A 20,596-nucleotide genomic window follows, 5' to 3' on the forward strand; every position below is an offset into this window, starting at 1 on the left:
CGCTTTCTAGGATCGGTCCATGCGCGGCATCCGGCAGATACTGGTGGCGGCGATCGTTGTGATCGTCGCCCAGGCACAGGCCACCGCACCGGCTTTGGCACAGGACCGGACGGTCCGTCTGTCCGCGCCGGCGGCCTTGGTGGACAGTGGGCTGCTGCAATATGCCTTGCCGCGCTTCTCTTTGAAAACGCAGGTGAAAGTTCAGATCGTCGCGCCGGGAGAGCCGGCCGAGCTGGCGCTTGGCGATACCGGGCGCGCGGTGTTCACCGGACCGGCGCAGGTCTGGCGCGTCGAGGTGCTGGACGCCGACCACGCGGGTGCGGACCGGCTGGCGGACTGGCTTGCCTCGGACGTGGGGCTGGCCACGATCACCGGCTACGCGCCCGACGGCGCGGCCGCCTTCGGGCCGCCCGAAGTGGTCGAGGCCGCGCCGGAAGAGATCACCGTCGATACCGAACTTGCCCGTCTTGGGCTGGCGGCGTCCGAGGAACATTGCGGGCGCTGCCACGTCATCTCGGAAGAGACCCGGATGACCTCGATCGACAGCACGCCGTCCTTCTTCCTGCTGCGCGCCTTCGAGGACTGGCAGTACCGGTTCGAGGTATTCTACGTCCTGAACCCGCACCCCGCCTTCACGCAGGTCGAAGAGGTGACCGAGCCATTCCCGGTCAGCCGCCCGTCGCCCATCGTGCCGGTCGAGATGACGCTCGACGAGCTTGAGGCCATCGTGGCCTATGTCGCCGGGCTGGAGCCCGCCGATCTGGGGGCGCCGCTTCAGCATCAGTGATCCCGGCGCTTCGACAGGTAGTCGTCGGTGGTGCGCACGCGGGGCCGGTCGGGGCCGCGCAGGGGCGAATTGTCGGCGTGGTACTGGGCATTCACCCGGCAGTCGTCGCACATCTGGATCATGCGGATCGCCTGCGGGTTCTTGTACATGGAATGTCCTTCCAGCTTGGCCGTGATCCGCTCGATGGTGGATTTCACCCCGAACAGCGTGCCGCATTCGATGCAGGGGAAAGGCTCTTCCTCGTGCAGCACCACCTGTTCCAGCGCCTGCGGCGTCAGGTTCAGGCGAGGCTCCAGCGTGATCGCGGTCTCGGGGCAGATGTTGACGCACAGGCCGCATTGCAGGCAGGCGTCTTCCTGGAAGCGAAGCTGCGGCAGGTCCGGGTTGTCGCCCAGTGCGCCCGAGGGGCAGAGAGAGACGCAGGACAGGCACAGGGTGCAGGCGTCGGTGTCGACCAGCACGGCGCCGTAGGGCGCGCCTTCGGGCAGGGCCAGCATCTCTGCCTCGGGGCGCAGGGCCTTGGCGGTGGAACGGGCGATCTGGCGGCGGCTACCCAGCGGGCGCACCGGGTTGGCGCGCGGCGCCGGGGGCTCTGCGCCGTACAGCGCCTCGGTCATCGCGTCGGGGTCGGGGGTGTCGAGGACGGAAACCGCGCCGTCCACGATCGCCGTCACCAGCGCGACCTGCGCGGCCAGCGCGTCGCGGTCGGTGCCGGGCGTGGGCATCACGGTGACATTGGCGAAGCCTGCGGCCAAAGCGGCCAGCATCTCGGCATGGCCGAAGCTGTTCACCGCGTCGACCTCCATCGGGATCACGTCGGCGGGCAGGCCGCGTCCGTGGCGCGCGGCAAGGCGCACCATCTCGGCCCCGTGTGCGCCGGTGACCAGCAGGCGCGGTGCGTTGCCGCCGGCGTCCAGATAGGCCTTCGCCAGCGTCTGCACCCGGCGCATCGTCAGGTCGACCGGCGGAGCGTCGTAGCTGATCGCGCCCGAGGGGCAGGCCGCCGAACACGCGCCGCAACCGGCGCAGACCATCGGATCGACCGACACGTACTCGCCCTCGGGGCTGATGGCGCCGGTGGGGCACAGGTCCAGGCAACGGGTACAGCCGGTCTGACCGGCGCGGGAATGGGCGCACAGCAGCGGCTCGGTCCGGACGTAAAGCGGCTTCTCGAAGGTGCCGACAAGATGCGACGCGGCCATCACCGCGGCGGCGACGGCGGCCGGGCTGCCGGGGTCGGCGCGCAGGTAGCCCTCGCGCTTTTCGTGCGCGGGGAACAGCGGCGGATGCGCGGGGCCGCGCAGGTCGAGGATCATGTCGCAGTCCGACTGCGCGCCGTCACGCGGCGGCGTCAGCGTCAGCGGCCCGCGCCCGGCGGGTTCGACCTGCCGCAGCCCGTCGAAGGTCACGCGGAAGCCCCCCAGCGCCCCGGTCGCGCTGCGCAGCATTCCGGTCACCGCGTCATAGTCGCGACTGTCGGGCACGTCCTGCGGGTCGGCCAGCAGCACGGTCACGCCAAGGTGGTCCTTCAGCTGCTCGGCGGCGGCCAGCGCGGTTTCGGCGGGGCCGAGGATCAGGCACAGACCTTCTGAAATCACGTCCACCGACTTTGCCGCGGGGGCGGGCAGGGTGGCCTCGGCCACGAGGGCGGACATTTTGGGTAGCTTCGGGGCGGGATCGTCGGACCATCCGGCCCGGTCACGCAGGTCGAGGAAGGCCGGTTCGTCCAGCCCGAGTTCCTCTGCCAGTTCGGTAAAGACGCGCGTCTCCTGACCGCAGCAGATGATCGCGTCACCCTCGGTCATGGCCTTCGCGGCGGTCTCGATCTCGCGGGTACACAGCGCGGTGCAGGGGCGTTTAACGCCCAGGCCGGTGGTCTGTTCCAGCCCGTCGGCGTCGATGGCCTGCGAGCCGCCACAATCACACGTTATCAAACACTTGGACATCGCTTTCCTCAGGCTCCCCCTGCCTTTTCCGCGGCTGTTTCCGGACCGATTTAAGCGGGGTCCGAACCCGTTTCCGCGCGGCGTCCGACAAGCCTAGGCAGGATTTTCGGCTGGCGTAAAGCGGGTTTCGTGGGGGCGCAAGGGGGCGATCAGGCGCTTGTGACCACGAACCCTCCGGCGCCTTCAAGGGTGATTCACGACCGCCGAATTCCGACTAAAAAACTCGTGATGGACAAAACGTCCACTCGCCCGTTCCGGCAGCCGCAAACCTGCCCAAACTGTCCAGTCATACGGTCTTTTGACACCGGACCGATTGAATTCGCTTCCCTTCCCGGTTCGCAATGCGCTTAGAATCCGAGCACAGTGGAGGACAGCCAGACCATGAAATCATCTGGGCGGAGCCAGAGCCTGCCAGTCGGAGTCGTGTTGCGCCGCGCCCCGGGGGTCACCCGTTGGGCGAAATGGTCGTGGAAGGCTGTCGACGTGCTGCCCGGCGCCGGGCCCGCGGACTGGCGGATGCTGCGCAGCGAAGGCGACGTCACCGACTACCATGCTTTCACCGGCACGGTGCATCTGCACGCGACCGACACCGAGGCGTATATGGTCGCGCTGAACGACACGCCCTCCAGCCTTTACGTGATCATGCGCCGCGAAGGCACGGGCGATTGCCCCCTGTCGCTGGTTTCGGTCACCGCGTCCCCCTACGAGGCGCAGGACTACGCCGACAGCGGCGAGGAAATCGTCGAGAAGGTGCCGATGCCCGACGGCTTCGCCGCATGGGTCGAGGCGTTCTGCGACGCGCACCACGTCGAGCACGAATTCAAGAAACGCCGCCGCGACCGCAAGCGGATCGACCTTGTCGAGGACGGGGTGGGCGACGCGCGCATCGTGCAGACCACCGATGTCTACCGGTCGCCGCGCTCGGCGCGGCAGGGGAGGCTGAATTGAGCTTCTGGGCCAACCGCCGCGCCGCCGTCGCCGCCGAGGAAAAGGCCGACCGCCTTGCCGCCGAAGCGCGCGAGGTCGCGGCGCAGGAAGTGGCCGACGCCGACAAGACCGATGCCGAGTTGCTGGCGCAGTTCGGGCTGCCCGACCCCTCGACGATGAACGCGGGCGACGACTTCCGCGCCTTCATGGCCCGCGAGGTTCCCGCCCGCCTGCGCCGCCTTGCGCTGCGCAAGATGTGGCGGACCAATCCGGTGCTGGCCTGTGTCGACGGGCTGAACGACTATGATGGCGATTTCACCAACGCCGCCACCGACGCGCCGGGGGTGAAGACCGCGTATCAGGTCGGCAAGGGGCTGACGGCCCATGTCGAGAAACTGGCGCGCGAGGCGCTGGGAACCGACACCCCCGAGCCGGTCGCCGCAGCGGCAGAGGACGAGACCGAGGAGGTCGCCGCCCTGACGCCCGAGGCGGCACAGCCCGAACGGACCGAACAACAGCAGGTACAGCCGCAGGAGGCAGCCGCACCCGAGCCCGAGGCGGTATCGCTGCGCCCGCGCCGGATGCGCTTTGCCTTCGACGAGACGGCGACACATGGGGAGCAACAGACAGCATGACCGCCACCGCCCAGCCACAGAGCCCGGCGATCGCAGAGGAAGACCGCCTGCGCGCGGATCTCTACAACTTCCTTGGCGTGCTGCTGGCCGGCCCGCCGGACCAGATCCTGCTTGACCAGACCGCCGGGCTGACCGGCGACGACACTCCGCTGGGGCAGGGGATCGCGGCGCTGGCCGCCATCGCCTCGAAAAGCCGCCCCGCCGCGGTGCAGTCCGAATTCAACAAGCTGTTCATCGGCCTGGGCCGGGGCGAGTTGCTGCCCTACGCCAGCTATTACCTGACCGGCTTCCTGAACGAGAAACCGCTCGCCGTGCTGCGCGAGGACATGCAGGCTCGCGGCCTGAGCCGTGCGCCCAACGTGTTCGAGCCCGAGGACAACATCGCCTCGCTGATGGAGATGATGGGCGCGATGATCGTGGGCCGCTTCGGCGTTCCGGCGACGCTGGAACAGCAAAAGACGTTCTACAACAAGCACATCCGCCCGTGGGCGGGACACTTTTACAAGGATCTCGAAGGCGCGAAGAACTCGGTGTTCTACGCTGCCGTGGCCCAGGTGGGCCGCGCCTTCATGGAGATCGAGGCGGAAGCCTTCCGCATGACATGACCGCGGCCCGCAACGGCCGCACCCCCGCCAGCCAGACAGAAAGCCAAGAGGAGGGAACGACATGAAGAAACAAGACGAACCCAAAAAGAGCAGGCGCGACTTCCTGAAGCTCGCGGGCACCACCGCCCCGGCGGCGGCTGTCGCTGTGGCGACCGGCACCACCGCCGAGGCCGGCCCGGCAGAGCCCGACCTGTCGTCGGACCGCATGCAGGATACCGCGCACACCCGCGCGTATTACGAAAGCGCCCGGTTCTAAACCGGACGAGGTGACCGCCGGCCCCGGGGAAACGACTGGGAACGACAGGGCCGGTCAACAGCGTACCAAGCGCGCGGCATCCAGAAGCGGGCCGCAAGCCAAGGGAGAAGAAGAATGCTGAGGAAAAAGACCAACGGGGTGGCACGGCGTCCGCAAAGGACCAGCATGCTATCCGAGGTTGCCAACACCTCGGTCGACCGCCGCGCGTTCCTGCGCGGATCCGGCCTTGCCATCGGCGGTCTCGCCGCGATCGGCGCGACCGGCGGCACGGTGACCCAGGCGCAGGCCCAGGCCACGAACGAAGCCGTCGACATCAAGAAATCCGTCTGCACCCATTGCTCGGTCGGCTGTACCGTGATGGCAGAGGTCCGCAACGGCGTCTGGATCGGGCAAGAGCCCGGCTGGGACAGCCCGTTCAACCTTGGCGCCCACTGTGCCAAGGGCGCCTCGGTCCGCGAGCACGCCCACGGCGAGCGCCGCCTGAAGTACCCGATGAAGCTGGTCGGCGGCGAATGGACCCGCATCAGCTGGGACGAGGCGATCAACGAGATCGGTGACAAGATGCTGGAGGTCCGCGAGGAAAGCGGCCCCGACAGCGTTTATTGGCTGGGCTCGGCGAAGCATTCGAACGAACAGGCCTACCTGTTCCGCAAGTTCGCCGCCTACTGGGGCACCAACAACGTCGACCACCAGGCCCGCATCTGCCACTCCACCACCGTGGCGGGCGTTGCGAACACCTGGGGCTACGGCGCCATGACGAACTCGTACAATGACATCCACAACTCGAAGGCCATCTTCATCATCGGCGGCAACCCCGCCGAGGCGCACCCGGTCTCGCTGCAGCACGTCCTGCGTGCGAAAGAGCAGAACAACGCGCCGCTGATCGTCTGCGACCCGCGCTTTACCCGCACCGCCGCGCATGCGGACGAATACGTGCGGTTCCGTCCGGGCTCGGACGTGGCGCTGGTCTGGGGCATCCTGTGGCACATCTTCGAGAACGGGTGGGAGGACAAGGAGTTCATCCGCACCCGTGTCTGGGGCATGGACCAGATCCGTGAGGAAGTCGCCAAGTGGACGCCCGAGGAAGTCGAGCGCGTCACCGGCACGCCCGGCTCGCAGCTTCAGCGTGTTGCCCGCACGCTGGCCGACAACCGTCCCGGCACCGTGATCTGGTGTATGGGCGGCACCCAGCACACCAACGGCAACAACAACACCCGCGCTTACTGCGTGCTTCAGCTTGCGCTGGGGAACATGGGCACCGCCGGCGGCGGCACCAACATCTTCCGCGGCCACGACAACGTGCAGGGCGCGACCGACCTTGGCGTTCTCGCCGATACGCTGCCGGGCTACTACGGCCTCAGCGCCGGCGCATGGGCGCACTGGGCCCGCGTCTGGGACGAGGATCTCGACTGGCTGAAGGCGCGGTTCTCGGATGCGACCTTCGACGACACGGCGATCATGAACCTGAACGGCATCCCGGTGTCGCGCTGGATCGACGGGGTTCTGGAAGACGCCGAGAACATCGACCAGCCCGACAACACCCGGGTCATGGTTCTGTGGGGCCACGCGCCCAACTCGCAGACCCGGATGCCCGAGATGAAAACGGCGATGGAAAAGCTCGACATGATGGTCGTGGTCGATCCGTACCCGACCGTCTCGGCGATCCTGTCGGACCGCACCGACGGCGTGTACCTGCTGCCGGCGGCGACCCAGTTCGAGACCTACGGGTCCGTGACCGCGTCGAACCGCTCGCTTCAGTGGCGCGAGAAGGTGGTCGAGCCGCTGTTCGAGTCGCTTCCCGACCACGTCATCATGCACAAGTTCGCCACCAAGTTCGGCTTCGCAGACCGGATCTTCCGGAACATCGAGGTGAACGGCGAAGAGCCGCTGGTCGAGGATCTGACCCGCGAGTTCAACCGCGGCATGTGGACCGTCGGCTATACCGGCCAGTCGCCGGAGCGCCTGAAGATGCACATGGAAAACCAGCACACCTTCGACCGCACCACGCTGCGGGCGCTGGGTGGGCCGGCCGACGGTGACTTCTACGGCATGCCGTGGCCCTGCTGGGGCACGCCCGAGATGAACCACCCGGGGTCCGCCAACCTCTATGACGTCTCGCTGCCGGTGGCAGAGGGCGGCATGGGCTTCCGCGCCCGTTTCGGCGTGGAACGCGACGGCGACAACCTTCTGGCCGACGGCGTTGCGCCGGTGGGCTCCGAGATCCCGGACGGGTACCCGGAATTCACCATGCAGATGCTGATCGACCTTGGCTGGGACGGCGACCTGACCGACGAGGAACGGGCGGCGATCGAGCGGGTTGCGGGCTATCAGGCTCCCGAGGAGGCCGGCGACGGCACCGAGGAAGTCGGCGAGACCTCGCAGACCGGCGAACGTCCTTCGGACTATGCCGAGCAGGTCGGCGGCGTGAACTGGAAGACCGACCTTTCGGGCGGCATCCAGCGTGTCGCGATCGCCCATGGCTGCGCCCCCTACGGCAACGCCAAGGCGCGCGCGGTGGTCTGGACCTTCCCGGATCCGGTGCCGCTGCACCGCGAGCCGCTGTACTCCAACCGCCGCGATCTCGTGGCCGACTACCCGACGTATCAGGACAAGAAGTTCTGGCGGGTGCCGACCATGTACGCGTCGATCCAGGAGAACGACTTCTCGGAAGAATTCCCGATCATCCTCACCTCTGGCCGTCTGGTCGAGTACGAGGGCGGCGGGGACGAAACCCGGTCGAACCCCTGGCTGGCCGAACTGCAGCAGGACATGTTCATCGAGATCAACCCGCGCGACGCCAACGACCTTGGTGTGCGTGACGGGGCGCAGGTCTGGGTGGAAGGTCCGGAAGGCGGCAAGGTCAAGGTGATGGCCATGGTCACACCCCGCGTCGACGCGGGCGTGGCGTTCATGCCCTTCCACTTCGGCGGCTACTACCAGGGCGAGGACCTGAGGTCGAAATACCCCGACGGGGCCGACCCCTATGTCCTGGGCGAAAGCACCAACACCGCGCAGACCTACGGCTATGACTCGGTCACCCAGATGCAGGAGACCAAGGCCACCCTCTGCAAGATCATGCCGGCGTAAGGAGAGAACGACATGGCACGAGCTAAATTCCTCTGCGATGCCGAACGCTGCATCGAGTGCAACGCCTGCGTGACCGCGTGCAAGAACGAGCACGAGGTGCCGTGGGGCATCAACCGCCGCAGGGTGGTGACCATTCAGGACGGCCAGCCGGGCGAACGCTCGATCTCGGTCGCCTGCATGCACTGCTCGGACGCGCCCTGCATGGCCGTCTGCCCGGTGGACTGCTTCTACCAGACCGATGACGGTGTGGTGCTGCACTCCAAGGACCTGTGCATCGGCTGCGGCTACTGCTTCTACGCGTGCCCCTTCGGCGCGCCGCAGTACCCGCAGGCCGGCAACTTCGGGTCGCGCGGCAAGATGGACAAGTGCACCTTCTGCGCCGGTGGCCCGGAAGAGAACAACTCCACCGTCGAGTTCCAGAAGTACGGCCGCAACCGGATCGCGGAAGGCAAACTGCCGATCTGCGCCGAGATGTGCTCGACCAAGGCGCTGCTGGCCGGTGACGGCGACGTGGTGTCGGCGATCTACCGCGAGCGCGTGGTGGCCCGTGGCTTCGGCTCGGGCGCGTGGGGCTGGGGCACGGCCTACGACCAGAAGGGCGGCTGACGCCTTTCCCGGTTCGAACCAAAGCGCGCGGCCCCCGTCACGGGGCCGCGCGACGTACAAGTAACTCCCTGGCGCGAAGGGGAAATCCGATGATCCGCACGATCCTTGCCCGTCTGATGGTGGCAATCGTCGTCTCTGTCACCATGCTTCCTTTCGCGCTGCCGCTGGCGGCGCAGGAGGTCGAACAACCGGCGCCCGAGGGCAGCCCGACCGGCGGCGCCCCGACGCTTGAGGACATCCTCGCCCGGCAGCGCGGCGAAAAGGTCGACGACAGCGCGCGGCGCGCCAATATCGGCGACCCGGACAGCGCGGCGGGCATTGCCGAGCAGCTTGGCACCCTGGGCGGCGCGTCCGATCCCGACCTGTGGCGCTCGATCCGGTTCAACGAAGAGCCGAACATGTCCGTCTCGGCTGGTGGCGACGTGGCCAAGACGCTGGTGCAGGATGGCGGCATGGCCTGGTACAACTTCCGGCAGGGGCCGCTGCGCGCCTATGGGGCGTGGCTTCTGATCGGCACGATCGGTCTGCTGGCGCTGTTTTTCCTGATCCGCGGCCGCATCCGCATCGACGGCGGCAAGACCGGCCGGACCGTCACCCGGTTCCAGTTCGTCGAGCGCATGGCGCACTGGACGCTGGCGGGTTCGTTCATCCTGCTGGGCCTGACCGGCCTGCTGACCCTGTTCGGCCGGGTCGCCATCGCACCCTACCTCGGGCTGGAGGCGAACGCGTGGCTGCTGCATATCTCGAAGCTGATCCACAACAACGTCTCGTGGGCCTTCATGGTCTCGCTGGTCGTGGTCTTCGTGATGTGGGTCGCCCACAACATCCCGAACAAGACTGACCTTGTCTGGATCAAGCAGGCGGGCGGCATCATCGGCAAGAACCACCCGCCCGCGAAGAAGTTCAACTTCGGCCAGAAGATCATCTTCTGGTCGGTGATCGTGCTGGGCGTCTCGGTCTCGGTCTCGGGCCTGTCGCTGCTGTTCCCGTTCGAGCTGCCGCTGTTCGCCAAGACCTTCGCCATCCTGAACGACACCGGTCTGCCTCAGTGGGTGGGCTATGGCCCGCTGCCGACCGCGCTGGCGCCGCAGGAAGAGATGCAGTTCGCGCAGCTTTGGCACGCCATCGTGGCCTTCGTGATGATGGCGATCATCCTTGCCCACATCTACATCGGCACCATCGGTATGGAAGGCGCCTTCGATGCCATGGGCTCGGGCGAGGTGGACGAGGAATGGGCGCACCAGCACCACTCGATCTGGCTTGAGAACGTGAAAGAGCGCGAGGCCGCATCGACCGCGCCGGGCGCGACCACGCCGGCCGAGTGATGCGCAGGCTTCTGGCCGCTGCCGCCCTGACCGCCGCGATGGCGGGGCAGGCGGCGGCGCAGGACTTCACCACGCTGAAGGGACATGGCGGCCCGGTCATGGGCATCGCCGTCTCGGGCGAGGGCACCGTCGCGACCGCCAGTTTCGACAACTCCGCCGCGCGCTGGACCGACCGCGCGCCGGCGTGGCTGGAAGGGCACGCGGCGGCGGTGACCGCCATCGCCTTCGTCGACGAGGCGCGGATCGTGACCGGCAGCGACGATTTCACCGTGCGGCTGTGGCAGGACGGCGCGGGCGCGACGCTGGGCGAGCATCGGGGAAAGGTCACGACGCTTGCGGTCTCGCCCGACGGCTCGACCGTCGCCAGCGGCAGCTGGGACGGCTCGATCCTGCTGCACCCGCTGGCCGGTGGCACGGCGCGGACGCTGGCCGACCCGCGCAGCGGAGTGAACACGGTGGCCTTCTCGACCGACGGCGGCACGCTGTTCGCGGGCACGATGGACGGCGCGCTGCTGGCCTACGACCTTGCCACCGACGACACCCCGACCACGCTGGTCGAGCACGGGTTCGGCGTGAACGAGATCGTGGTGGGCGACGGCTGGCTGGCCTATGGCGCGGTGGATGGCGGCACCCGGGTGCTGGACGCGGCGACGGGGGCGCAGATCGCCGATTTCACGCTCGACCGCCGCCCGATCCTGTCGATGGCGTGGGACGCCGCGACCGCGCAGCTCGCGGTTGGAGACGGGCAGGGCTATATCATGGTGGTGAACACCGCCGAATGGACCATCGCCCGCGACTTCCGCGCCACCCGGCAGGGGCCGGTCTGGGCGCTGGCGTTCTCTCCCGACGGTCAGACGCTCTACGCGGGCGGGCTGGACGACGTGGCCTATGCCTGGCCGGTCGCGGCGCTGGACACGTTCGAGCCCGCGATGGGTCAGGACCGCAGCTTTCTGCGCGACGCCGAGACCATGCCCAACGGCGAGCGCCAGTTCATGCGCAAGTGCTCGATCTGTCACGCGCTGGAACCGGGGCCGTCGCGCAAGGCGGGGCCGACGCTTTACGGCGTGTTCGGCCGGCGCGCCGGCACGGTCGAAGGCTATCCCTATTCGCCGAGGCTTGACGGATCGGATATCATCTGGACCGAAGACACCATCGACGATCTGTTCGAGATCGGTCCGGACCACTACATACCGGGCTCGAAGATGCCCATGCAGGTGATCGCGGGCGCCACCGACCGGGAGGACCTTGTCGCGTTCCTCCGGCAGGCGACCGCAAAGGAGGAAGACGAATGAAGGCAATGTTCACCGGTTTCGTGGCCATCGCGGTGATCGCGGTCGGCGCGCATTTCGCATTGGAGAACGCGGGGTTCTCTTCGCAGGACCGCAACAGCAGCTCAAACGTGCGGCTGGACTAGGGGCGTGACGGCAGAGCCGATCACCTACGGCAGCGAAATGGCCGATGCGTCGATCCTCGTGATCGACGACGAAATCGGCATGCGCAACTTCCTGACCAAGATCCTTCAGCCGCGCTGCAAGCATGTCGAGCAGGCGGGCTCTGCCGCGCAGGCCGAGGAACTGATGGACCGGCGTCACTTCGACCTCGTGATCCTCGACAACGTGATGCCCCGGAAATCCGGGCTGACGTGGATCGCGGAGCAGCGGCGCGTGGGGTTCTATGCCGACGCGATCATGATCACCGCCTATGCCGATCTTGAAACGGTGATCGAGGCGATGCGCGCCGGGGTGTCGGACTTCGTGCTGAAGCCGTTCCGGTCGAACCAGATCCTGACGGCGGTGGCGCGGGTGCTGGACCGCAAGAACCTGCGCCGCGAGAACTATCTACTGCGCCACGAACTGCTGGCCGAGGGCGCGCATGTGCGCGGCAAGCTGGTAGGCACCTCGCCCGCGCTGGAAGAGGTGCGCGGGATGCTGGGCAAGCTGTCGGCGTTGCCGACCCCGGTGCTGTTCACCGGCGAAAGCGGCACCGGCAAGGAACTGGCCGCGCGCACGTTGCACCAGATGTCGGACCGGGGCGAACGGCCCTTCGTCGCGGTGAACTGCGCCTCGATCCCGCCCGACCGCATCGCCGAGGAACTGTTCGGTGCGATCGGCGCCGATGGCCGCCCGCGCGACGGGCTGCTGCGCCACGCCGACGGCGGCACGCTGTTCTTCGACGAGGTGGCGCAGATGCCCGAGCCGCTGCAGGTCGCGCTGCTGCGGGTGCTGGAAGATCACCGCGTCCGTCCCGTGGGCGCCGAGCGCGAACTGCCGCTGGACCTGCGGTTCCTGTTCGCCACCAACGACGACCTCGACCGGCTGGTGGCCGAGGGCAAGTTCCGCGCCGACCTCTATCACCGGATCAACGTGGTGGGCATCCGGATGCCGTCGCTGCGCGACCGGGCCGAGGACATCGTGGAACTGGCGACGCTGTTCATGATGACCTTCGCCCAGTCGATGGGAAAACCCGAACTGGCGCTGGATGACGAGACGCTGCTGAAGCTGCGGCTTTACGACTGGCCCGGCAACGTGCGCGAGCTGCGCAACCTCGTGGAACGCTCGGTGATCCTTGGCCAGTTCCCGGAAGAATTCCGCGGCGCCGGCGAGATCACCGGCGCGAAGGCGGTCGAGGACCTCGATCTCGTGGTGCAGCGCCACATCCTGCACATGCTCGACCGCTGCGGCGGCAACCGCGCCGAGACCGCGCGGCGGCTGGGAGTGTCGCGCAAGACCATCGACCGCAAGCTGGCCGCCTGGGCGGTGGACTAGGCGCTGCATCGCAGGAAAGAGGTGGCTCTGCCCCCGCCGCTGCGCGGCTCCCCCGAGGTATTTCGGAAGAGAAGAAGGGCGGGCTTTTCATCCTTCGGATGCGGGCGCGGCCGGCAGCCAGACGGTGAAGCGCGCGCCCTCGGCGTGGTTCTCGGCGGTGATGATGCCGCCGGTTCGCTGTACGAGGCTTTGGCTGATCGACAGGCCGAGCCCGGTGCCCTCGCCGTGCTTGGTGGTGAAGAACGGGTCGAACACCGAGGGCAGTCGGTCGGGCGGGATGCCGGGGCCGGTGTCCTCGACCGCGAGGCGCACGCCGTCCGTGCCGTCGCGGGTTTCGGGGCCGAGTTCCAGCGTCAGCCAGCCCCGGTCGCCCATCGCCTGCACCGCGTTGACCACGAGGTTGATGACAACCTGCTGCAATTCTCCGGGTTCGATCTGCACGTCCGGGCAGGGGTCGAAGCGGGTGATCACGGTGATGTCCTTCTTCGCGAAGACATGCTCGACCAGCGTCAGGCAATCGGCGACCAGCGGGCCGGGGTCCACCGCGTTGTCATAACCCGCATAGTCGCCGGGGCGGGCGAATTGCAAAAGCTTGCCGACGATGGCGCCGATCCGCATCACCTGCCGGTCGATCAGCGCGAGTTCTGTCTCGACCGGCTTCGCCGCGTCGCCCAGCGTCTCGCGCATGACGTCGACATTGCCCTGGATCACCGCGACGGGGTTGTTGATCTCGTGCGCGACGCCCGCCGTAATCTCGCCGATCGAGGCGAGTTTCTCGGACATCACAAGCTGGCGGTAGGTTTCTTCCAGCTTGGCGTTGGCGGCGTGAAGCTCGGCGGTGCGTTGTTCCACGCGGCGATTCAGTTCCGCGTCGCGCTCTTGCACCTGGTCCAGCAGGTCGTCGAGGTGACCCGCCACGCGCCCGATCTCGTCACGCGCGCGCATCGGGCCGTTGCGCGCCGACAGGTCGCCGTCCTCGACCCGGCGGATCGTTTGCGCCATGCGTTCCAGCGGCGAGAAGATGCCCTTGGCCAGCCACAGGAACAATGGGATCGAGACCGCCAGAACAAAGGCGAAGGCGGCGAGCATCCACAGGTAGGCGGCGCGTTTGGCGACGTTGAAGGGCGCTTCGAGGAAGCCCACGTACAGCATCCCGACGCGGCGGTCGAAGCTGTCGAGGATCGGCACGTAGCCCGAGATGTACCAGTCGTTCACCACGAAGGCGCGGTCCAGCCACGTGCGGCCCTCGTCCAGCACCGCGCCGCGCACCGCCGCCGACACGCGGGTGCCAAGGGCGCGGACGTCCTCGAACAGGCGCACGTTGGTCGAGACGCGGACGTCGTCGAGAAACAGCGTTGCGGTGCCCTGACGGTCGCCGCCGGTGATGGCGTTGAGGAACACCAGTTCGTTGATGGTGTCGATGAATTGCAGGTTGCGGTTCAGCAGGATGCCGCCCACCAGCGCGCCGCCGCCGCGCACGGGGCTTGCGGTGTGGACCACCATGCCACGGTCTTCCTCGGTGCGATCGGTGGGCACGGCGGCCTCGGTCGGGATCAGCTCGATCCTTGCGCGGTCGGCAAGGGCCGGGTCGATGGCCGACAGGTCGTCCGGGCCGAAGAGGTCGATCCGCGTGGCGACCCGACCGTCCAGCGCGGCGTCGATCACCGGCCAGTCCGAGACGGCGTTGCCGGGCAGATAGTACAGGAAATCCAGCCGCAGCGTCTGCATCTGCGCCGCCAGCAACGGGGCCAGCATGTCGCCGCCCATCGCCAGCGCGGTGCGGAATTCGGTGGAGCGCGAGAGGCTGCGCACGTCGGTGCCGGTGCGCTCGACCAGCGTGGACAGGTATTGTTCCGCGATCTTCAGGTCGCTTTCCACGTTGGCGATCAGCACCCGGTCGTAGTCCGCGGTCCAGCGCGCGAAGCCCAGCATCAGCAGAAGCGGCATCAGCACCACCAAGGGCGCCAGCGCCAGCGTCAGCAGGCGCAGGCGGACCGAGCGGAAGCGGCTGAGATCGAGGCGGGCCATGGCCCTTGCTACCCCGTGCGGGCGGGCGGTGTCACCCTTCGACCCAGGGCGCGGGGCGGCGGTCGAAGAAGGCGGCGATGCCTTGCATCGCCTCGGGCATTTCCCACTGGTCGGCCAGCGCGGCGACGGTGCGGTCCAGCACCGCGTCGTCGATCGGGTCCGCGAAGCCCGCAAGCAGCCGTTTCGCCGCGCCCACCGCGCCGGGGGCGCAGGACAGGAACGCCTCGGCCTCTTCCAGCACCATCGCGTCCAGAGCGAATTCGGGCACCACGCGCGTCAGCAGGCCAAGGCCCTGCGCCGTCTCGGCGTCGAAGCGGCGGCCCGACAGGAAGACCGAGCGGGTGCGGCCCGGACCGACGCGGGCGGCGACATAGGGGCCGATGGTGGCGGGGATCAGGCCAAGGCGCGTTTCGGTGAGCCCCATCACGATGTCGGGCGTGCCAAGCGCAAGGTCGCAGACCGAGATCAGTCCGACACCGCCGCCAAAGGCGTTGCCCTGCACCCGCGCGATCAGCGGCTTCGGCATCCGGTCCAGCGCACGCAGCATCACGGCAAGCTTCTTCGCCTCGGCCATCCGGGTGGCGCGGTCGGCGTCGACCTGATCGCGCATCCAGCCAAGATCGCCGCCAGCGCAGAAGGTGGGCCCGTCGGCGGCGAGGATCACCGCGCGGACGCCCGGATCGGCACCCAGCACCCCGGCGGCCTCGGTCAGTTCGGCGATCATCTTGCCCGACATCGCGTTGTGCTTGGCCTCGCGCGCCAGCGTCAGCGTGGCGATGCCGCGTCCTTCGATGTCGACCCGGATCGTTTCCATCATGAGCTGCCCTTTCGCATTTGCCGCGCCATCGCTTCTGCCTCGTCCAGAAGGGCGGCGTCCAGTCCGGTGTCGAACCCCATCGCCTCCAGCCGCTGCCGCACCAGCCCGGTGGCCACGTTGCCCGCCGCGCCGGGCGCGAAGGGGCAGCCGCCAAGCCCGCCCGCCGCAGCGTCGAACACGCGCAGGCCCTTGTCCACGGCGGTTTCGATATTCGCCAGCGCCATGCCGCCGGTGTCGTGGAAATGACCCGCAAGCTTCGTGGCCGGCACCCGGGCCAGCACGGCATCCAGCATGGCGCCGGTCTGGGCGGGCGTGCCGCGTCCCAGCGTCTCGCCAAGGCTGATTTCATAGCAGCCCATCGCGTCCAGCGCGGCGGCGACGCGGCCCACCGCGTCGGGCGGGGTGTCGCCGTCGTAGGGGCAGACCGCGACGCAGGAGATATAGCCGCGCACCGGCACCGTGGCTGCCGCCGCGACCTCGGCATAGCGGGCGAGGCTTTCGTCGATGGTGGCGCCGATATTGGCCTTGCTGAACCCTTCCGAGGCGGCGGCGAAGATGGCGATCTCGTCGACGCCCGCGTCTGCGGCGGCTTGCAGTCCGCGCATGTTGGGTACCAGCGCGGCATAGGACACGCCGGGCGCACGGATGATGCCCTGAAAGACCGCACCGCTGTCGGCCATTTGCGGCACGCGTTTCGGGTTCACGAAGGATCCGACCTCGATCCGGCGGAAGCCGGTGCGGGACAGCAGGTCGACGAAGGCGATCTTGGCGGCGGTGGAAATCTCGGCCTTCTCGTTTTGCAGTCCGTCGCGGGGGCCGACCTCGAAAATCTCGGCGCGGTCGGTCACGCGTCTTCCTCCTGAAACCGGATCAGGGGCGCGTGGGCTTCGATCTGGGTGCCTTCGGGCACCAGCACCTCGGCCACCACCGCGTCGCGCGGAGCGGTCAGGGCGTGTTCCATCTTCATCGCTTCCAGTACGGCAAGCTTCTGGCCCGCCGTGACGCTGTCGCCCGCCGAGACGAGCATCTGCGCCAGCATACCGGGCATCGGCGCCTCGATGATGTCGGAACTGGCCGCGTCCGCCGCCGCCCGGTCGAGCGGGTCGAGGATGCGGGCGGTGAAGCCCTCGGGGCCGAACAGGGTGACGGTGCCGCCGCCCACGTGACAGGCCGCCGCCGGTGCTCCGTCGAAGGTCCAGCCCGCCATGTCGCGGGCGGCTATCGTGGTGTCGGCGATCTCGACCTGCGCGCTGTCCGGCCCGGTGCGGGCGATGCGCGCGGCGATCTCCGTGCCGTTGTGGTCCAGTGTCACGGTGCGCCACAGCGGCCCCCAGAGGGTGAAGCCGGTCAGCGCGTCGGCCTCGGCCTCGGTCCCGGTCGCGGCGAGCGCGGCCTGCGCAAGACGGGCGGGCGAGGGGGCGGTCACCTCGGTCAGCGCATCGAGGTCACGGGCAATCAGCCCGGTGTCCACCTCGCCGCGCCCGAACCCCTTGTGCCGCGCCAGCGCGCCGAGGAAGGACAGGTTGGTGACGCAGCCCACGACCTCGGTCGCCTCCAGCGCGGCCGCGAGTTTCTTCAGCGCGATGGCGCGGGTCGCGCCGTGGGTGATCACCTTGGCGATCATCGGGTCGTAGAATGGGCTGATGGTGTCGCCCGCGCGGACGCCGCTGTCGATCCGGGCGGTGGCGGGGAAGGACAGGTGCGACAGGGTGCCGGTGGCGGGCAGAAAGCCTGCGGGCACGTCCTCGGCGTAAAGCCGTGCTTCGAAGGCATGGCCCGTCAAAGGCACGTCGTCCTGCCGCATCGGCAGCGGCTCGCCCGAGGCGACGCGCAACTGCCACTCGACTAGGTCCAGGCCCGTGACCGCTTCGGTCACCGGGTGTTCGACCTGAAGGCGGGTGTTCATCTCCATGAACCAGAAGCCGTCGGGGCGCAGGCCGTGGGCGCCGTCCACGATGAACTCGACCGTGCCCGCGCCGGCGTAGCCTATGGCTTTGGCGGCGCGCACGGCGGCCTCGCCCATGGCGGCGCGCATCTCGGGAGTCATGCCGGGGGCGGGGGCTTCTTCGATGACCTTCTGGTGGCGGCGCTGAAGCGAGCAATCGCGTTCGTAAAGGTGGATCGCGTCGGTGCCGTCTCCGAAGACCTGAACCTCGATATGGCGCGGCTGTTCCACGAATTTCTCGATCAGCACGGCGGGGTTGCCGAAGGCGGACTGCGCCTCGCGCTGCGCGGCGGCCAGCTGGTCGGCAAAGTCCGAGGGCGCGTCCACCCGGCGCATCCCCTTGCCGCCGCCGCCCGCGACGGCCTTGATCAGCACCGGATAGCCCACGGTGTCCGCCGCGCCCGACAGGTGCTCGGGGTCCTGATTTTCTCCGTGGTAGCCCGGCACCACCGGAACGCCCGCATCATGCATCAGCGCCTTGGCCGCGTCCTTCAGACCCATGGCGCGGATCGCCTTGGCCGAGGGGCCGATGAAAACCAGCCCGGCGGCTTCCACCGCTTCGACGAAGGCCGGGTTCTCGGACAGGAAGCCATAGCCCGGATGGATCGCCTGCGCGCCGGTCTCCAGCGCGGCGGCGATCACGCGGTCGCCCTGCAGATAGCTGTCGGCGGGTGCCGCGCCGCCGATGTGGACCGCAAGATCCGCCATCGCCACGTGGCGGGCCGCCCGGTCGGCGTCGGAATAGACCGCCACCGTGGACACGCCCATCGCCTTCGCCGTCTCGATCACCCGGCAGGCGATCTCGCCCCGGTTCGCGATCAGGATCCTGTCAAACATCCGCCAGATCCTCGACCATTCGGAACCGTTCGCAGATCAGCATCATCTCCGGGTCCCAGCCGCCGTGCCGTTCGAAATAGGCGCGGTGGTCCTGCCACCAGCCGTCGAACGTCTCGTTCTCACCCTCGGCCAGCGCGAATTCCTCGTCCATGTCGCAAAACCGCTTTTCGGTCACCGACAGAGTCTCGATCACCACCGCAGGAGTCCCGTCCCAGTTCAGCGAGATGTCGCGGCGGCCGACCACGGGCTTGGGCTCGCCGCCTTCGCCGAAGTCGCGCAGCGCGCCGCAGGTCGCGGTTTTCGCGCCGCTGCGCACCAGCGCCAGCAACTCGGCGCACATCTCGGGACCGTCGCCGAAGCGGAAGGTCACGGCGTCGGGATATTTGCGCATCGCTTCTTCAAGGGTCATGGCATCCTCACATCCTGAACACGCCAAAGCGCGTTTCCTCCACCGGCGCGTTCAGCGCCGCCTGCAGCGACAGCGACAGAACCTGCCGCGATTTCCTTGGGTCGACGATCCCGTCGTCCCACAGCCGGGCCGAGGCATACAGCGGGTGCGACTGCCTCTCGAACATCTCCAGCGTCGGGCGCTTGAACTCGGCCTCTTCCTCGGCGGACCACGTGCCGCCCTGCCGCTCGATCGCGTCGCGCTTCACGGTGGCCAGCACGCCCGCCGCCTGCGGGCCGCCCATCACCGAGATCCGGCTGTTGGGCCATGTCCACAGGAAACGCGGCTGATAGGCGCGGCCCGCCATGCCGTAGTTCCCCGCGCCGAACGAGCCGCCGACCAGCATGGTGATCTTCGGCACCGAGGTCGTCGCCACCGCCGTCACCATCTTGGCGCCGTGCCGCGCGATGCCCTCGCTTTCGTATTTTCGTCCGACCATGAAGCCGGTGATGTTCTGCAGGAACACCAACGGGATACGGCGCTGGCTGCACAGTTCGACGAAATGCGCGCCCTTGGCGGCGCTTTCGGAAAACAGCACGCCGTTGTTGGCGACGATTCCCACCGGCCAGCCATCGACATGGGCGAAGCCCGTCACCAGCGTCTCGCCGAACCGCGCCTTGAACTCGTCGAAGCGCGAGCCGTCCACGACGCGGGCGATCACCTCGCGGATGTCATAGGGCGTCGACAGCGATGCCGGCACCACGTCGAGGATCTCGTCCGGGTCGTAATACGGATCTTCCGGCGACTGTCGTAGGATGGGGTTCACCCCATCAAACCGATCCAGCCCCAGCGACCCCACCGCGCGCCGCGCCAAGGCCAGCGCATGTGCGTCGTCTTCTGCAAGGTAGTCCGCGACCCCCGACAGCCGGGTGTGGACGTCGCCGCCGCCAAGGTCCTCGGCGCTGACGACCTCGCCTGTGGCGGCCTTCACCAGCGGCGGCCCGGCAAGGAAGATGGTGCCCTGATCCTTCACGATGATCGTGACGTCCGACATCGCGGGCACATAGGCGCCCCCGGCGGTGCACGAGCCCATCACGACCGCGACCTGCGGGATGCCCGCCGCGCTCATACGCGCCTGGTTGTAGAAGATGCGGCCGAAGTGGTCGCGATCGGGGAAGACCTCGTCCTGATTGGGAAGGTTCGCGCCGCCCGAGTCCACAAGGTAGACGCAGGGCAGGCGGCATTCCTCGGCGATCTCCTGCGCGCGCAGGTGCTTCTTCACCGACAGGGGGTAGTAGGTGCCGCCCTTCACGGTGGCGTCGTTGCAGACCACCATCACGTCGCGACCCTGAACCCGGCCGACGCCCGCGATGACGCCCGCCGCCGGGGCCGCGCCGTCGTACATGCCATGCGCCGCGGTGGCGCCGATCTCGAGGAACGGAGAGCCCGCGTCCAGCAGGTTCGCCACCCGCTCGCGCGGCAGCATCTTGCCCCGCGACAGGTGCCGCTCGCGCGCCTTGTCGCCGCCGCCCGCCGCGGCCATCGCCGCCGCTTCGGCCACGGTGTCCAGCGCGCCCAGATGCGCCGCCCGGTTTGCCCGCGCCTCTTCCGACGCGGGGATGAATGCCGATCTGATCCGCAT

18 protein-coding genes are annotated in these 20,596 nt (G+C 68.3%); 11 read left to right on the top strand and 7 right to left on the bottom strand.

Annotated features, from left to right (window positions below; genetic code table 11):
* The first annotated feature begins 19 nt into the window (after positions 1–19).
* Entirely contained in the window at positions 20–787 is a 768-nt protein-coding gene (locus tag ACP156_RS05345) for a hypothetical protein (protein WP_425050271.1), read from the top strand.
* On the opposite strand, the gene ACP156_RS05350 is transcribed toward ACP156_RS05345, so the two are convergent.
* On the bottom strand, positions 781–2,733 hold the full coding sequence (locus ACP156_RS05350) for a 4Fe-4S binding protein (RefSeq protein WP_425050272.1): 1,953 nt from the start codon (positions 2,731–2,733) through the stop codon (positions 781–783). The genes ACP156_RS05345 and ACP156_RS05350 overlap by 7 nt on opposite strands.
* 381 nt (positions 2,734–3,114) lie before the next feature.
* On the opposite strand from ACP156_RS05350, the gene ACP156_RS05355 reads away from it, so the two are divergent.
* From ACP156_RS05355 to ACP156_RS05400, 10 genes are all read left to right on the top strand, one after another.
* On the top strand, positions 3,115–3,681 hold the full coding sequence (locus ACP156_RS05355) for a DUF3305 domain-containing protein (protein WP_425050273.1): 567 nt from the start codon (positions 3,115–3,117) through the stop codon (positions 3,679–3,681).
* The gene (locus ACP156_RS05360; protein WP_425050274.1) at positions 3,678–4,295 is read left to right on the top strand and encodes a DUF3306 domain-containing protein; all 618 of its coding nucleotides are present in this window, start codon (positions 3,678–3,680) and stop codon (positions 4,293–4,295) included. Before ACP156_RS05355 ends, ACP156_RS05360 begins: the two co-directional genes overlap by 4 nt.
* Positions 4,292–4,900 (top strand): TorD/DmsD family molecular chaperone, encoded by a 609-nt coding sequence (locus ACP156_RS05365; RefSeq protein ID WP_425050275.1) that lies wholly within the window; start codon positions 4,292–4,294, stop codon positions 4,898–4,900. Before ACP156_RS05360 ends, ACP156_RS05365 begins: the two co-directional genes overlap by 4 nt.
* 61 nt (positions 4,901–4,961) lie before the next feature.
* Positions 4,962–5,156 (top strand): twin-arginine translocation pathway signal protein, encoded by a 195-nt coding sequence (locus ACP156_RS05370; protein ID WP_425050276.1) that lies wholly within the window; start codon positions 4,962–4,964, stop codon positions 5,154–5,156.
* 114 nt (positions 5,157–5,270) lie between these two features.
* Positions 5,271–8,243, top strand: a complete 2,973-nt coding sequence (locus ACP156_RS05375; RefSeq protein WP_425050277.1) for a formate dehydrogenase subunit alpha — start codon at positions 5,271–5,273, stop codon at positions 8,241–8,243.
* A 12-nt stretch (positions 8,244–8,255) separates the two neighbouring features.
* Entirely contained in the window at positions 8,256–8,849 is a 594-nt protein-coding gene (gene fdh3B, locus ACP156_RS05380; RefSeq protein WP_425050278.1) for a formate dehydrogenase FDH3 subunit beta, read from the top strand.
* Positions 8,850–8,938: 89 nt separating this feature from the next.
* A complete protein-coding gene (locus ACP156_RS05385; RefSeq protein WP_425050279.1) occupies positions 8,939–10,174 on the top strand; it encodes a formate dehydrogenase subunit gamma in 1,236 nt (411 codons plus the stop codon).
* Entirely contained in the window at positions 10,174–11,466 is a 1,293-nt protein-coding gene (locus ACP156_RS05390) for a c-type cytochrome (protein ID WP_425050280.1), read from the top strand. The genes ACP156_RS05385 and ACP156_RS05390 overlap by 1 nt, the downstream gene beginning before the upstream one ends.
* Entirely contained in the window at positions 11,463–11,588 is a 126-nt protein-coding gene (locus tag ACP156_RS05395) for a hypothetical protein (protein ID WP_425050281.1), read from the top strand. Before ACP156_RS05390 ends, ACP156_RS05395 begins: the two co-directional genes overlap by 4 nt.
* Before the next feature lie 37 nt (positions 11,589–11,625).
* Positions 11,626–12,939 (top strand): sigma-54-dependent transcriptional regulator, encoded by a 1,314-nt coding sequence (locus tag ACP156_RS05400; RefSeq protein WP_425050823.1) that lies wholly within the window; start codon positions 11,626–11,628, stop codon positions 12,937–12,939.
* Positions 12,940–13,026: 87 nt separating this feature from the next.
* On the opposite strand, the gene ACP156_RS05405 is transcribed toward ACP156_RS05400, so the two are convergent.
* From ACP156_RS05405 to ACP156_RS05430, 6 genes are read right to left on the bottom strand one after another with little or no spacing between them, the layout of a single operon-like run.
* Entirely contained in the window at positions 13,027–14,967 is a 1,941-nt protein-coding gene (locus ACP156_RS05405) for a sensor histidine kinase (RefSeq protein WP_425050282.1), read from the bottom strand.
* Between the two features lie 31 nt (positions 14,968–14,998).
* A complete protein-coding gene (locus tag ACP156_RS05410) occupies positions 14,999–15,784 on the bottom strand; it encodes a crotonase/enoyl-CoA hydratase family protein (protein ID WP_425050283.1) in 786 nt (261 codons plus the stop codon).
* Entirely contained in the window at positions 15,781–16,632 is an 852-nt protein-coding gene (locus ACP156_RS05415; RefSeq protein WP_425050284.1) for a hydroxymethylglutaryl-CoA lyase, read from the bottom strand. The genes ACP156_RS05410 and ACP156_RS05415 overlap by 4 nt, the downstream gene beginning before the upstream one ends.
* Positions 16,629–18,566 carry an acetyl/propionyl/methylcrotonyl-CoA carboxylase subunit alpha gene (locus ACP156_RS05420; protein WP_425050285.1) on the bottom strand — a complete coding sequence of 646 codons (1,938 nt, stop codon included), beginning with the start codon at positions 18,564–18,566 and terminating at the stop codon, positions 16,629–16,631. Before ACP156_RS05420 ends, ACP156_RS05415 begins: the two co-directional genes overlap by 4 nt.
* Positions 18,559–18,975, bottom strand: coding sequence for an ASCH domain-containing protein (locus ACP156_RS05425; RefSeq protein WP_425050286.1), 417 nt, complete (start codon positions 18,973–18,975; stop codon positions 18,559–18,561). The genes ACP156_RS05420 and ACP156_RS05425 overlap by 8 nt, the downstream gene beginning before the upstream one ends.
* Positions 18,976–18,982: 7 nt before the next feature.
* A complete protein-coding gene (locus tag ACP156_RS05430) occupies positions 18,983–20,596 on the bottom strand; it encodes a carboxyl transferase domain-containing protein (protein ID WP_425050287.1) in 1,614 nt (537 codons plus the stop codon).

This window comes from Psychromarinibacter sp. S121, from assembly GCF_049801035.1.
Taxonomy (GTDB): Bacteria; Pseudomonadota; Alphaproteobacteria; order Rhodobacterales; family Rhodobacteraceae; genus Psychromarinibacter.